The following is a 13697-nucleotide window of genomic DNA, read 5'->3' as shown; positions in this document are numbered from 1 at the left end:
TCTTTATCAGAGCCCTTTATCAGAGCTCTGGCACAAAGCGGGCAGGCCAGCTGCCGCGAATGGCGCCAAAGATGAGACGGCGCAGTTTGTACCAGTAGGTACCGAACAGAACGATGAATACGCCAAAGCCGATGAAGATCATCAGTGGCAGATTATTGCCGTCGAGCACGTTGCTGCTGACAACTTTAAAGATGGCGTAGATCGCATAGGAAAGACTTGATACCAGCATCGCTCGCCGATCAACAAACAGTGCGGTGAGCAGGAACAGGATGAAAAATAGTAATAGTGCTATTTCTCGGTTGGTGCCTGCATCCAGCACACCCGCATCACTGAACAGCAGGGTGGTCATCATTCCGTGGACAATCAGTGGTGCTGCCAGCAGGTGCAGCCAGAAACCACAGTCACTGGAGCGCAGCTGCCGTTTACGATCCCGGGCGTCAAAGCTCATAGCCACCAGGAACACTGCGATTCCCAGAGCGCTGAACAGTAACTGGTGTTTTAATATATCGACGCCGATACTGCTGATAATTGCGGCCACCAGACCGGCAGCCACAGGTAGCAGGCTGAAGGGCATTCGATAGCGCAGGTAAAATAGTAAGGAGCAGCCGCTGAGGGTCAGAAATTGCAACGCTGCGGTATCAAACTGAGAGATCCCCAGCGCTTTGCTGAGAAAATAGAGTGTTGAGATCAGGATGGCTATACCAGGCAGCGCCAGTCTGCGAATTCGCACCAGCCACTCAGCGGCACCGAGAAACAGAGCTGCGGGTATCAGCCACTCGAACTGAGACAGCCTCATTGCTGCAATGGAAAAGGTAACAAACAAAACCCCCAAGGTGATAAAAATATCACCGAAGTTGCGAATAAAGCGAAGTTGCTCTTCTCCAGCAGGCTGATCGCTGTCTTCTGCAGCACTGAATACCATCAGTTCCTGCAGTTGTTGCTGGGAGATGATACCGCGCTGCGCAGCTCTCTCCAGAGTCTCTCTGTCCACTTTGCCTCCAACCGCTAACAAAAAACCGTAGCTTAGTCCTATTTTGTCGCCGGGTTAAGGGTTAACCGGCGAGGCTCAGGATTAGCGGCGGCGAATACCGATTCTGCGACCGATATTTTCGGGGGTGGGGAGCTCTGATTGTTGCTTTGCCATTGCGTTAATCCGGGATGCGACTGGCTCAGGAAATTCACAACTGCTGCGGCTGTTAAGATCAACACACATGGCCATCTGTTCCAGCGTAGACGCCAGATATTGACTGCCATCTTCGGCTTGAGCGAACATCTCAAAGTAGAGGTGAAGACGCTTGTTGTCGTGATCGATTAGCTGACAGCGGATCTCCACCGGCTGATCCAGAACCACCTCGTTGTTATAGGTGATGTGGTTTTCCAGTACCATCCAGGAGATTCCGGTTTTTTCAGTTTCTGCTTCACTCAACCCCAGCTGACTGACCAGTTCGACGCCTGCGAGATCGAAAATCAGAACATAGTAGGCAACGTTCATATGGTTGTTATAATCAAGCCACTCGGGTTTGATTCGGGTGCTGTATATTACGGGTGCTGTCACTGTCATCGGTACTAATTCCTATTCACTCTGTTCAGTTTCTGTGGCCATTTTTACTGCCTCTTTGAGCGCTTTCTGCTCTGCATTCCAGATATTCAACTCTTCGTAATAGGTGTCCCAGACACAGGGCGAACAGGCACTTTCACAACATTCATAGTCTGCAGGGGGTGTCGGTTTTTCCCGTATCACAACAGTGACGGGTTGTGCGGTGCTTTCCTGGCTCATATCGATTAATAATTTCTGGTGGTTTTCGTTCAATTCCGACCATTTTACTATGACTATGGCCCCGCGCCCAGTCAACATCAGTTGCAGACAACTATTTCACTATATGTCAGCGGTGCTTTCTGCGACAATTGCTCTCCCCGAAATTAAGTTGTCTTGCTGATATCTCCATGAAAAAAATTGCTCCAGACCTGTTTTCCTATCCCCGTTACTGGGCCGAGTGCTTCGGTATAGCGCCCTTTTTACCCACGACACGGAAGGAGATGGACCAGCTGGGCTGGGATAGCTGTGACATTATCATTGTCACCGGAGATGCCTATGTCGATCATCCCAGTTTCGGTATGGCGGTGATGGGGCGTTTGCTTGAGGCACAGGGCTTCAGGGTGGGCATCATTGCACAACCGGACTGGCGCAGTGCAGATGCGTTTATGGCCCTGGGCAAACCGAATCTCTATTTCGGTGTCACTGCCGGTAACATGGATTCGATGATCAACCGTTATACCGCCGATCTGCGTCTGCGTCATGATGATGCCTATACCGCTGGAGGCAAGGGCGGCAGCCGGCCGGACCGGGCGGTCATCGTTTACAGTCAGCGTTGTAAAGAAGCCTGGAGTGACGTGCCGGTGGTATTGGGTGGCATAGAGGCGAGTTTGCGCCGCATCGCTCAGTATGACTACTGGAGCAACAAAGTCCGCCGTTCAGTACTGATCGATGCCACTGCGGATATTCTTTTGTATGGTAATGCGGAACGGGCAATTGTTGAACTGAGTCACGGGCTGGCTGCGGGTAAGAGTCTGGATGATCTCTGGAACCTGCGAGGCACTGTGCAGATTCGCCAGCAACCACCGGCGGGCTTTGTCGAGCTGGATTCAACCCGGATAGACTGGCCCGGCAATATCGATAAATTGCCCAACCCCTATGACTTTGGCAATGACCAGAGTGGGGTCGATAAACTGATAGACCCAACTACAAAGCGGTGTGGTGCAGACAGTTCGGTCAGTCAGTCCGATGATTTGGTGGATGCTGACGTGTCTCCGATACGCATCATTCCGATGCCGCTTAAACGCAAAGAGAAACTCCAGGCAGAGACCACCTATATCCGCCTGCCATCATTTGAAAAAGTGGCCAAAGACTCTGCCCTGTATGCGCATGCATCCCGGGTGTTGCATCAGGAATCGAACCCGCATAATGCCCGGGCACTGATTCAGAAACATGGCAACCGGGAGATCTGGGTAAATCCGCCGCCGATTCCACTGGAAACGTCGGAGATGGATGGCGTATTTGGCCTGCCGTATCAGCGGGTTCCCCATCCGGGATACGGCAAGGATAAGATTCCCGCCTACGATATGATCCGCTTCTCGATCAATATTATGCGTGGCTGTTTTGGCGGCTGTACCTTCTGTTCTATTACTGAGCATGAAGGCCGTATTATTCAGAGTCGTTCCCATGAGTCGATTCTCAATGAGATGGCTGAAATTCGGGACAAAGTACCCGGTTTTACCGGATCGATCTCTGATCTGGGTGGTCCCACCTCGAATATGTATTTTCTTAATTGTAATGACGACGAGATTCAGTCGAACTGCAGAAAGCTTTCCTGCGTTTACCCCACCATCTGTAGCAACCTAGATACGGATCACAGCCGTACCACGGAGTTGTATCGCAAAGCGCGGAAGATGGAGGGAATCCATAATGTTGCCATCGCTTCAGGTCTGCGCTATGACCTGGCAGTGAAAGACCCGGAATATGTGCGTGAGCTGGTAACCTATCACGTTGGCGGTTATCTGAAGATCGCCCCGGAGCATAGTGAGCAGAATACTCTGAGCAAGATGATGAAACCGGGGATGGATACCTATTATGATTTTAAAAAGATGTTTGATCGTTTCTCTCAGGAGGCGGGCAAGAAACAGTATCTGATCCCTTACTTTATTGCCGCTCATCCTGGCTGTGATGATGAGGATATGCTCAGTCTGTCGCTCTGGCTAAAACAAAATGATGTCAAAGTGGATCAGGTGCAGAATTTCTATCCCTCACCGATGTCACTGGCTACCGCGATGTATCATTCAGAGAAAAACCCGCTGAAGCAGGTGACCTATAAGAGTGAAACGCTCTATATCCCGAAAGATAAGGAGCAGCGCAAAGCGCATAAAACCTTGCTGCGTTACCATGACCCGGAAAACTGGCCTGCGTTGCGGGTTAAGCTGAAGGAGATGGGACGCGAAGATCTGATTGGAGCCCGCCCTGGCCAGTTGGTAACGCCTGAAGAGCCCTCAGGAGGGCGTGAACAGCAGCGTCAGGACAAAAGGCGTCCTGCCGCAGGGGGTAGATCGAAGAGCGCCTCGCGGGCGACTACGAAGCCTGTGGTGCCGGGTAAAAAAAGCGCTGCTTCCCGTCCCTCTAAAAAGCGTAAAGGGGCAGGCAAAAGCAGCGTGAAAAAGCAGCAACACTGAGTGTTGCTGCAGGGGGTGAAACTCAGACTGGCAGCTCTTATTCAGAGCCGTTAACCGTTAACCGTTAACCGTTAACCGTTAACCGTTAACCGTTAACCGTTAACCTTTAACTAGCAGCGCTAACCAACAAGTGCAGTATTATCAGAAGAACTCGTAAGACTCTGTTATACGGCGCTTGAGTGAGCGCTCCTCCATATAATCTTCAATCATTTGACGTTTACGGTTTTTGCGTCCGGCTTTTTTTTGCCGCTCTGGCTCGGGGCTTTTAAAAAAGTCGTTGTCCATATCATCCAGGGCTTCAGTTGATAGGTCGTCCAGACGAATTTTGCTACTCATAGATACTTACCCGGGTTACGTTTTTTATGATGGGTAAATAAAACCTTTTATCAGTGACGGTAGGATGACGTAACGATTAAGCTTTCGTAACAGAAATATTGCTGTGCTTCCTGCTGCGATTATTACTGCGGGGTTTAAAGGGGATTTATAAGATGTGCGGCATTATGGGAAGGGGCTTGAGAGCGGGCCTGATTGCCAAAAAGGGCCGCCGAGGCAGCCCTTTAACATAAGACTTGTTCTAACTGAGTCGCTGTAATTTAATGGTTGCGACCGATTTAGACTGAGTTAGTACAGTCTAGTGTCGCCGGGCGAGTGTCATTCAGTCATCATAGAATTCACGAAGTTCCCGTTCCAGTCTGCGTTGTTCCATTAATAGTTCGATGCGACGTCTTTTCTCCGCATCACAGCAGTACTTTTTTTCTTTCGGATCGATCTCAATTTCGTCATCTTCCCAGTCATCTGCGATGTCGAGAAGTTCGCTGTCTTTCTTTTCTTTTTCTGTCATGGCTCCGCACTTCACATGCAAGTTGGCTGTACGATTACTGCTATCAAAAGCTCTGATCAAAACTCGCCAATACTGATTAATTACATGATCAAACCCGCTTGCCCTGCAGGTTCGCGTCTACCCAGATTATGGGACAAGATTCGCGAGGGTAAAATGAATTTTTATCTATTAAACATCTGTTTGTATGAATATTTATACTCAATAATAGATGGCGAAAAATATAGGAAATGCTATTGCACTGATGGGTGTGCTCAGCCCAATAGAATGTGATCAGGAAATGCAGGGAAAGAAGGTTCTAAGGTTTTTTCGAGGTATAAAAAACGCCCCGTGGGGCGTTTTACAAGGCTATTAAACATGAATGTTTAATTTAATGTTTTTTGCAGGGCTGCAATCCGGTCATCCAGTGGCGGGTGAGTCGACAGGAGTGCCATGAATCCTTGTTTCATATGACTGCTAATACCAAATGCTGTGAGGGTTTCAGGCATCTGGTCAGGGACATTTGATTCAGCTTTGAGTCGCTGAAGTGCGCCGATCATGGCATGCGGGGAGGCCAGCGAAGCGCCAGCTTCGTCCGCTTTATACTCTCTGCGACGGCTAAACCATGCAACGATGGTTGATGCCAGAATGCCCAATACAATTTCGGCCACAATGGTGGTGATGAAGTAGCCGATGCCGTGTCCCTGTTCATTCTTCAGAATCGCCCGGTCAACAAAATGACCAATAATGCGGGCGAAGAACATTACAAAGGTGTTGACCACTCCCTGAATCAGGGCAAGGGTAACCATATCGCCATTGGCTACATGGCCAATTTCATGAGCCAGTACGGCGCGAATCTCCTCTTTGCGGAAGCGTTGCAGCAGTCCCAGGCTGACCGCAACCAGAGCGCTGTTTTTGTTCCAGCCGGTGGCAAAAGCATTGGCTTGTTGTGCCGGAAAAATACCGACTTCCGGCATGCCGATGCCCGCTTTGTCTGCCAGTTCTTTAACAGTATCCAGCAACCATTGTTCGTCAGCACTGCGTGCCTGGGTAATGATTTCGGTTCCGGTGCCTTTTTTGGCTAAAAACTTAGATAACAGCAGTGACACAAAGGAGCCAGCAAAACCAAACACTGCACAGAAGGCCAGCAGGTTTCCCAGATCCAGATTGACACCGTTTGCCTGCAGCATTGATCCTACACCAAACAGGCTCAGCGTTATGCTGGCCAGGGCAATAACAGCAATATTGGTTAACAGGAAAAGACCGATTCGCATCATAATTCAGGTAGCTCTTTGTAATGAAGTTGATGTTATAGATATAGGCGATCAGAGTAAGTTTCAACCATTCGTTTACTATGGGAGATAAAAAACTGGCCCGCCGACCAGCGGATCACTATAATCGCGCCTTTTTCTACGCAAAGATGCATCTGGCGGATCTATCATGCAGGCTATTTTCGATTCTATCTCCACACAGCTTGGTCTGGCATCGGGTGAAGTTCGACGGTTGTTTCATGGCCGGGGGCGCTGTTATCCGGGCTATGAACAGTTGATTATAGATCTGTTGCCTCCGGTCGTGATTATCCGTCTGTTCAGTGAGCATCCTCCGGAGTTGGTTGAGCAGCTTAAAGCGTTTTTTCTGCAACTTGATAGTGGTATTAAACCCGATTTGCTGGTGGTTCAGCATCGCTATCGCCGGGAAGCGTGTATTGAGGTGTTGTGGAATAACCGTGGGGTTGATCCGGAGCAGTTGCTGCAGGTGAGCGAGCTGGGTTTGAAATACAGTGTACGTCCGTTAAAAAACCAGAATAGTGGTCTGTTTCTGGATATGCGGGAAGGGCGTCGCTGGGTTAAGCAAAACAGCCAGGGGAAAAGGGTTCTCAACTTATTCGCCTATACCTGTGGTTTTTCTGTTGCAGCGATGGCCGGCGGTGCCGACAGTGTTGTTAACCTGGATATGAGTCGGGGGGCACTGAATACAGGCCGGGAAAATCACCGTCTGAATCAGCTATCTCTCGATCGGGTGAAGTTTTTAGGTCATGACCTGTTTCGTTCCTGGGGTAAGCTGAAGCGGGAAGGGCCTTATGATCTGGTGATTATTGACCCTCCGAGTTTTCAGCGCGGCAGTTTTGTCGCCAGCAGTGACTATCGAAAGGTTCTACGGCGTCTGCCCGAGCTGACGACTGAGTCTGGTGAGGTGCTGCTATGCCTTAACTCCCCTGAGCTGGGTAGTGATTTTTTACAACAGCTGGTTAAGGATTGCTGTCCGGAATTTATCTACTCTGAACGTATCGCTAATCCGGATGATTTTCCGGACCGGGAGCCGGAGCAAGCGCTTAAAGTTTTGCTATTCAAAAAGGCTGTGTGAAGGCCTGAAAGTAAAGTGTTTACAGGAAAGTTATGAATTTGATCTGCCTGGATCTGGAAGCCAGTGGCCTGGGGCCGCACTCCTATCCAATTGAAGTTGCCTGGAAAAGTACAGAAGAGGTCTGCGACAGCTTTTTAATTAATCCGGATTCTGTCCCGGAGTGGACCTTTTGGAATGAGTACGCAGAGGAGCTGCATAACATCTGTCGCAGCGAGTTACGGCAGCATGGGGTAACTGCGCTATCCGCCTGCCAGCGTCTGAATGAGGCGTTGCAGGGGTGTGAGGTGCTCAGTGATGCCTGGGAGTTTGATAGTTTCTGGTTACGCCGTCTGTTTAAAGCGGGGGAGCAAACGATGGCTTTCCGTTTGGTCGGCTTGCGGGATGTGCTGAGCGCTGAAGAGCTGATTCAGTATCAGTTTGTCTGCAAAGCTCAGTTGCGCCAGCATCGAGCGATGGATGATGTTGATCACATATTGGAGGCGATTCGCAGCGTCAGGTTTTCTGTCTGATATGTATTAAGTTTAATCCTGAGTAAAAAGGCAGCTGTTAAGGCTGCCTTTTTGCTTTCTCAATACATTGTTTCAGCGCACGTAATGAATAGGTTTATAGCAATTCATCAAGTCCTGACTGTAACTGCATCGCGTCCTCTGACGATTCGGCAATATCTTTTGGCAGCCCGGCAACTTCGGCTGCTGCCATAGGGAACATCGTCATAACCTCTTCGACAGGTCGGTTCTGCCGAATACTGGTGTTGAAATAGCAAGCGATATTAACAATTGCACTCAATGGATTTGGATCTGGGGCGTCCAGGGGGTGTTTGTGGTAACGCACAGCTTCGCCCAGGCTGGCTGGAAACTGCCAGTATTTTAACAGCGCCTGACCTGCTTCCGCCGTGGTAAAGTTAAGTCTCTCCATCTCCGCCTCAGAGCGGCTGCAGCCGGTTTCATCAACCAGTTTGACTATCGCTTCAGCGAGCTTTGGCTTTGTCAGGTGTAAAAGCAATTGGCCGATGTTGTGAATTAGCCCAACCGTGAACGCAGTATCCGGATCTACATCGGTAGTTTTCTCTGCGAACCATTTAGACAGGGCTGCTACTTCGAAAGATTCTGCCCAGAACCGTTTCAGATCAAGTCCCTCTACCTCTTTTACCGACCCGGAAAAACCGGATGCAACTACCATCGTTTTTAGTTGAGCCATTCCCAGCAAAATGATTGCTTCGTTGATAGAGGTAACTTTTCGGCTAAGACCAAAATGGGCTGAGTTGACCAGCCGAAGAATTTTGAGAGATAGCGTCTGGTCGTGAATAATTTTATCGGCAATAACGCTGTAATCGGCTTTTGGATTGTTGAGTTGCTGAATAAGCTCACGTACGACATCCGGGACATTTGGCAGCTGATGTGTTTGTTGTAATAGTTCGCTGACTTCCATTGCTTCATCCTTATTGGTTGACGGTGACAGGCTATCCGCTAGGCAGTGGGTAACTTGTGCCACTTTTATTTCAGAATCAGCTTAATTCAGAGGTTTTGCAACAGAAATGAAACTCAATATGGGGAGATTTGCTGATCCGGCGGACGCTGTAGGCTTGTCGCCGGATCTGAGCTCATTTAAGCAGAGGAGTGCGCTAACAGATAATTCTTATCTGCTTAGTGGTTTTGATCAGAGGTTCAGGACATGTTTTTCAATATGCATACGCAGTTCTTCATATTGGCCCATCTCTTCTGGCTTGAAGTAGAACTTGTAGAAGTTGCGTTCAACGATACTGCCTTTCGAGTCACCGATCTGTTCTTTAGTGCTGGAGTAACGGTAAGCCATCTGCAGATGGATAACGCGGGTGTGTGGTGGCACTGTAATTTGGTGATTTTCCAGATCATAGCGTATTTTAGTCTCTTTGATGGTATAGAAAGAGATCTCCGCTGCATGACCCAGGTTGATCAGAAAGTTACTGGTGACCGGCATGATATGGTTTTTTTCCATGCCATTGTGTTCCATGTAGATACCGCAATTTTTCTTGATCTTAATAAACATACCGATTCCGCGAGAGTGGGTTATTGTTAAGGACGGTATGAACAGCTCTCTTGCGTCTTTGGCTGCTAAGTAACAGCAGAGAATCAATTAAACCCGTTCCAATCATCCTTCGCACTGGAAAGCTACAAGGCCACCAGATTATATGTCTGTTTTATAACAGAAATATGACTAAGTATAGAGCCTGTTTCAGAAATAAAAAAAAGCGATCATCAGATCGCTTTTTAATTGGGTCATTCCTGGGCGTAATTTTTCAGAAATGCTGCAATGCGATCAATCGCTTCGCAGAGTTCATCTTCACGTGGCAGGAACACCAGTCGAAAGTGCTGGGTATCCGGAACGTTGAATCCACTGCCCTGAACAATCAGCACTTTTTGCTGCTGTAAAAGATCCAGCGCCATCTTTTCATCATTCTTAATCGGATATACCGCAGGATCCAGTCGGGCAAACAGGTACAACGCCCCCTGCGGCTTAACACAGGATACGCCGGGTATCTCATTCATTTTCCGCCAGGCGAGATTGCACTGATCATAAAGCCGTCCGCCTGGTACGGTCAGTTCGTCGATACTCTGGTATCCACCCAGTGCCGTCTGAATTGCATGTTGTGCTGGCACGTTGGCGCACAGGCGCATACTGGCCAGCATATCCAGGCCTTCAATATAATCACGGGCGTGGTGTTTTGGCCCGGACAGTATCATCCAGCCAGAACGGAAGCCTGCGGCTCTGTAAGCCTTAGATAATCCGTTAAAGGTGATACAGAGAACCTCATCACTTAGCGACGCCAGCGGGATGTGCAGCGCATCATCGTAGGTGATTTTGTCGTAGATCTCATCGGCAAAAATGATCAGCCCGAACTCTTCAGCCAAAGTAACAATCTGCCGCAGAATCGCTTCAGGATAGACGGCGCCGGTAGGGTTGTTCGGGTTGATAACCACGATACCTTTGGTGCGATCGGTAATTTTGCTGCGGATATCATCAATATCCGGTGCCCAGCCTTTCTCTTCATCACACAGATAATGAACCGGGTTACCACCGGCGAGACTTGCGGCGGCAGTCCAGAGTGGATAATCGGGTGCAGGGATCAGCAGTTCATCGTTATCGTTCAGCAGACCCTGAGTCGCCATAACGATCAGCTCGCTGACGCCGTTACCCAGATAGATATCTTCGATCGTGACGTTGCGGATGCCTTTTTTCTGGCACTCCTGCATGACGGCCTTACGGGCGGAGAACAGGCCTTTAGAATCACAATAACCCTGAGCTGAAGGCAGGTTGTAAATAACGTCCTGAACAATCTCTTCCGGCGCATCAAAGCCAAAAGGGGCAGGGTTGCCGATGTTCAGTTTTATAATTCGTTGTCCCTCTTCCTCAAGACGTTTAGCTTCCTGAAGGACGGGACCACGGATGTCATAGCAGACGTTGATCAGTTTGTTCGATTTTCTGATAACGGACATGGATTAATCCTGTAGTGGTGCCCTGTAATATTCTATTATCGGTACGTGGCAAAAATACACAGCGATAACCGCCTACCGAAGGCCGGGAATAATACGCTGTTTCACATTTATTGCACAGTGACAGATTGATCTTTTCGTTGAGTGTATCTGTATTGGAGTTTTTTATGGCAGATGATGATTTTAAAGTGAAAAAAACTGAAGATGAGTGGCGTGAACAGTTAACACCTGAACAATATTATGTGTGTCGACAGAAGGGTACTGAGCGGCCTGGAACCGGGCAATACGACCAGTTTTTTAAGCCCGGAACCTATCAGTGTGTTGCCTGTGGTGAGCCGCTGTTTAATAGTGAAAGTAAGTTTGATGCAGGCTGTGGCTGGCCCAGTTTTGATGCCCCTGCGGTGGTAGAAAATATTACCGAAAACAGGGATGTCTCGCATGGCATGATTCGTACTGAAGTGGTCTGCAGTGGTTGCGGCGCGCATCTGGGACATCTCTTCCCGGATGGGCCAACCGAGACCGGCATGCGCTACTGTATCAACTCGGTGTCTATTGACTTCGATGCAGAGGGGAGCTGATCAGTGAAGTCGTTTAACTGGATCTACGAGCATGTGACTGCGCATAAAGCGGGGCAGGATGTCGAGGCTTTGTTGCCACAGGTAAAATCAGCAAAGGAGCTGAAAAGCATTGGCGATGACCGGCTGCTCTCTGAGATCTCCCTGAGGGTATTCCGTGCAGGCATAAAACACTCGGTGGTGGATGCAAAGTGGCCGGCGTTTGAGCAGGCATTTCATGGTTTTGATCCCGATAAAATTATCCTCATGAGTGATGATCAGTTAGAGAATCTGATGCAGAATGATCAGATTATCCGCCACTGGGGGAAGATTAAATCAGTGCGGGCGAATGCGATGATGGTGACTGAGCTGGCAGCGCAGCATGGCAGTTTTGCCAATTTCATTGCTGACTGGCCGGTGACCGATATTATCGGTCTTTGGACGCTGCTGAAAAAACAGGGTCAGCAGTTGGGGGGTAAGTCTGGCGCTTACTTTTTACGTCAGCTGGGTAAAGATACCTTTATCCTGACGGATGATGTGGTCGCGGCGCTTAAAGCTCAGGGCATTATTGATAAAGCACCTACCGCCCAGCGGGATTTGCTGAAAGTGCAAGCATGCTTTAATCAGTGGCAGCAGGAGTCAGGCCGGCCGATGGCTCATATCAGCCGGCTATTGTCCTATACAGTGGGTTGGTAACTATTCAGTTATCTGCCCAGGAAGTTGATCAGCTTGGTGTCATTGAACGCCCGGCTGATGGTCATCAGCAGGATCTCATTGACCATTTTCTGGTTGTCAGCGAGGGAGGGGGTAGTCGCATATTGATATTCCTTTTCAGTGCTATAACTGCCACTTAGAAATTCGCTGTTTTTCTCAGCGGTAACCTTGATGGTCGCATTCAGCTTGACTGACTGCAGCGCGCTTTGAGTGGCGCTGTATACCAGGTTTGTCAGTTCGACAGTTAGCTTGGTATCTGCAGTCTGTGCCGGAATACCACCCAGTTTAACCACCGCAACTCTGGCGCCCTGTCGAAGAGCCTCAGCTGCAGGCACTGGCAGATTGACTTCCGCCCGGTCGCTGAAACGACTGATGCGATAACCAATGACATCTGAGTTGCGCATATCCCTGGCTTGTACCTCAATCTGAAGGTCAGCTGGCAATAATGATTGAGCGGTTACCGTTGGGTGTAGCGGTTCAACAGACACCTGGTGTGGCTTGAATGTACTACATCCTGACAGCAGGAATATGCTGCCGATGATTGAAATAATGGATTTGCGCATGGGTTATTGCTCCATATCAGGGATCGGTTTGGGGGTTAGTTTCCCCAAAAAAACATCTAGTGAATCAGCGAGCTTCATTATTGGTTTTTTACCTGGCTGTTCAAGCCATACCTCTCCGGTTTGGTTGTCGATCGATATGAACTTTTCACCGTCGGGTTCAGTGCAGGCAAAAAACAGGGTAGCAGGCTGCTTTTGTTTCTGCTTAGTCAACAAGTGGCCCACCAGGTTCCCGCGAAGCCGTTCACAATCTTTCTCGCTCCAGACAAACAGTAGACTCAGATCGCCCCAGTCAGAGGTTGCGGGCAGCGGGTCAGACCAGTAACGGCTGTACCATGTGCGAATACCCGGATGTATAGCGTATCCCAGCGCCTGCTCTAGTCGGTCTAGCATATCATGACAGGCATTATCATTTTGTGACTGTAACACCGGCTGCCATGGTGTCTGTTGGCCGGGTTCTGCGATTGGCTCGTGGCATTCTGACAGCCATTCAGGGTCATAGATAGTGAGTGGAAGGCGGCCGGTCTGACTGAGTTGCAGATCAAGGGCTTGTTGTATGAACGAGTCAATTTTTTCAATCAGGGTCTGGGACATCTTTAGTTGGGTCCGGTACAGCAATGGTTAGTCTTTTGTGCCGTAAGGCTGTTGTGTCTGTTAGTTTACCAGAGGGCGCGAGGGTTGGCGCAAAACATCGGCACATAATGTGCCCGCCCTGGCAGAGGTAAGCTCTGCAACATGATGAAAATATTTTAAGATAAACGTTTGACATGCCAAGTAAAATCCTTACAATTCGGCTCTCGATTTGAGGGCGTGTAGCTCAGTTGGGAGAGCGTCGCCCTTACAAGGCGAATGTCGGGAGTTCGAGCCTCTCCACGCCCACCAGGTCGAGTTTAGAGTAGTACATCCACGTATGTGGGATGCGGAGTGGTAGTTCAGTTGGTTAGAATACCTGCCTGTCACGCAGGGGGTCGCGGGTTCGAGTCCCGTCCATTCCGCC

16 protein-coding genes and 2 tRNA genes are annotated in these 13697 nt (G+C 49.3%); 7 read left to right on the top strand and 11 right to left on the bottom strand.

Going from position 1 to position 13697, the window contains the following annotated elements; translation table 11 throughout:
• Positions 1-19: 19 nt before the first annotated feature.
• The 3 genes from Q0499_RS08065 to Q0499_RS08055 form a co-directional block, all read right to left on the bottom strand.
• Positions 20-991, bottom strand: a complete 972-nt coding sequence (locus tag Q0499_RS08065; RefSeq protein ID WP_299198070.1) for a hypothetical protein — start codon at positions 989-991, stop codon at positions 20-22.
• 81 nt (positions 992-1072) lie between these two features.
• Entirely contained in the window at positions 1073-1561 is a 489-nt protein-coding gene (locus Q0499_RS08060; RefSeq protein ID WP_299198069.1) for a thioesterase family protein, read from the bottom strand.
• A 12-nt stretch (positions 1562-1573) separates the two neighbouring features.
• Positions 1574-1777 carry an oxidoreductase-like domain-containing protein gene (locus Q0499_RS08055; RefSeq protein ID WP_299198067.1) on the bottom strand — a complete coding sequence of 68 codons (204 nt, stop codon included), beginning with the start codon at positions 1775-1777 and terminating at the stop codon, positions 1574-1576.
• A gap of 167 nt (positions 1778-1944) precedes the next feature.
• Between Q0499_RS08055 and Q0499_RS08050 the strand changes: the two genes are divergently transcribed.
• The gene (locus Q0499_RS08050) at positions 1945-4221 is read left to right on the top strand and encodes a YgiQ family radical SAM protein (RefSeq protein ID WP_299198065.1); all 2277 of its coding nucleotides are present in this window, start codon (positions 1945-1947) and stop codon (positions 4219-4221) included.
• A 141-nt stretch (positions 4222-4362) separates the two neighbouring features.
• Here the strand turns inward: Q0499_RS08050 and Q0499_RS08045 are convergent, their stop codons facing one another.
• The 3 genes from Q0499_RS08045 to htpX form a co-directional block, all read right to left on the bottom strand.
• Positions 4363-4557: a PA3496 family putative envelope integrity protein gene (locus Q0499_RS08045; RefSeq protein WP_299198063.1), complete on the bottom strand. Its 195-nt coding sequence runs from the start codon at positions 4555-4557 to the stop codon at positions 4363-4365.
• Positions 4558-4876: 319 nt separating this feature from the next.
• Positions 4877-5062, bottom strand: a complete 186-nt coding sequence (locus Q0499_RS08040; RefSeq protein ID WP_299198062.1) for a PA3496 family putative envelope integrity protein — start codon at positions 5060-5062, stop codon at positions 4877-4879.
• A gap of 362 nt (positions 5063-5424) precedes the next feature.
• The gene (gene htpX, locus Q0499_RS08035; protein ID WP_299198060.1) at positions 5425-6315 is read right to left on the bottom strand and encodes a protease HtpX; all 891 of its coding nucleotides are present in this window, start codon (positions 6313-6315) and stop codon (positions 5425-5427) included.
• 163 nt (positions 6316-6478) lie between these two features.
• On the opposite strand from htpX, the gene Q0499_RS08030 reads away from it, so the two are divergent.
• Together Q0499_RS08030 and Q0499_RS08025 are read left to right on the top strand one after the other, a co-directional pair.
• The gene (locus Q0499_RS08030) at positions 6479-7402 is read left to right on the top strand and encodes a class I SAM-dependent methyltransferase (protein WP_299198058.1); all 924 of its coding nucleotides are present in this window, start codon (positions 6479-6481) and stop codon (positions 7400-7402) included.
• 32 nt (positions 7403-7434) lie between these two features.
• Positions 7435-7911 carry a hypothetical protein gene (locus Q0499_RS08025; protein WP_299198056.1) on the top strand — a complete coding sequence of 159 codons (477 nt, stop codon included), beginning with the start codon at positions 7435-7437 and terminating at the stop codon, positions 7909-7911.
• A gap of 94 nt (positions 7912-8005) precedes the next feature.
• Here Q0499_RS08025 and Q0499_RS08020 read toward each other — a convergent pair whose 3' ends face one another.
• The 3 genes from Q0499_RS08020 to Q0499_RS08010 form a co-directional block, all read right to left on the bottom strand.
• Entirely contained in the window at positions 8006-8893 is an 888-nt protein-coding gene (locus Q0499_RS08020; RefSeq protein WP_363317781.1) for an HDOD domain-containing protein, read from the bottom strand.
• Positions 8894-9058: 165 nt separating this feature from the next.
• A complete protein-coding gene (locus Q0499_RS08015) occupies positions 9059-9427 on the bottom strand; it encodes a hypothetical protein (RefSeq protein ID WP_299198054.1) in 369 nt (122 codons plus the stop codon).
• 230 nt (positions 9428-9657) lie between these two features.
• Positions 9658-10875, bottom strand: coding sequence for a pyridoxal phosphate-dependent aminotransferase (locus tag Q0499_RS08010; protein WP_299198052.1), 1218 nt, complete (start codon positions 10873-10875; stop codon positions 9658-9660).
• A 164-nt stretch (positions 10876-11039) separates the two neighbouring features.
• On the opposite strand from Q0499_RS08010, the gene msrB reads away from it, so the two are divergent.
• The gene (gene msrB / locus Q0499_RS08005) at positions 11040-11450 is read left to right on the top strand and encodes a peptide-methionine (R)-S-oxide reductase MsrB (protein ID WP_299198049.1); all 411 of its coding nucleotides are present in this window, start codon (positions 11040-11042) and stop codon (positions 11448-11450) included.
• 3 nt (positions 11451-11453) lie between these two features.
• Positions 11454-12122 carry a DNA-3-methyladenine glycosylase I gene (locus Q0499_RS08000; protein WP_299198046.1) on the top strand — a complete coding sequence of 223 codons (669 nt, stop codon included), beginning with the start codon at positions 11454-11456 and terminating at the stop codon, positions 12120-12122.
• Between the two features lie 8 nt (positions 12123-12130).
• Here Q0499_RS08000 and Q0499_RS07995 read toward each other — a convergent pair whose 3' ends face one another.
• Both Q0499_RS07995 and syd read right to left on the bottom strand, forming a co-directional pair.
• On the bottom strand, positions 12131-12703 hold the full coding sequence (locus Q0499_RS07995) for a YajG family lipoprotein (protein WP_299198044.1): 573 nt from the start codon (positions 12701-12703) through the stop codon (positions 12131-12133).
• Positions 12704-12706: 3 nt separating this feature from the next.
• Positions 12707-13294 (bottom strand): SecY-interacting protein, encoded by a 588-nt coding sequence (gene syd, locus Q0499_RS07990; protein WP_299198042.1) that lies wholly within the window; start codon positions 13292-13294, stop codon positions 12707-12709.
• Positions 13295-13506: 212 nt separating this feature from the next.
• On the opposite strand from syd, the gene Q0499_RS07985 reads away from it, so the two are divergent.
• Together Q0499_RS07985 and Q0499_RS07980 are read left to right on the top strand one after the other, a co-directional pair.
• Positions 13507-13582: transfer RNA gene (locus tag Q0499_RS07985), tRNA-Val, on the top strand.
• Positions 13583-13621: 39 nt separating this feature from the next.
• Positions 13622-13695 (top strand) — tRNA-Asp (locus Q0499_RS07980).
• Positions 13696-13697: the final 2 nt, after the last annotated feature.

Origin of the sequence: uncultured Amphritea sp., from assembly GCF_937127095.1 — a bacterium.
GTDB lineage: Bacteria > Pseudomonadota > Gammaproteobacteria > Pseudomonadales > Balneatricaceae > Amphritea.
This window is presented reverse-complemented; position numbering and strand designations above follow the sequence as displayed.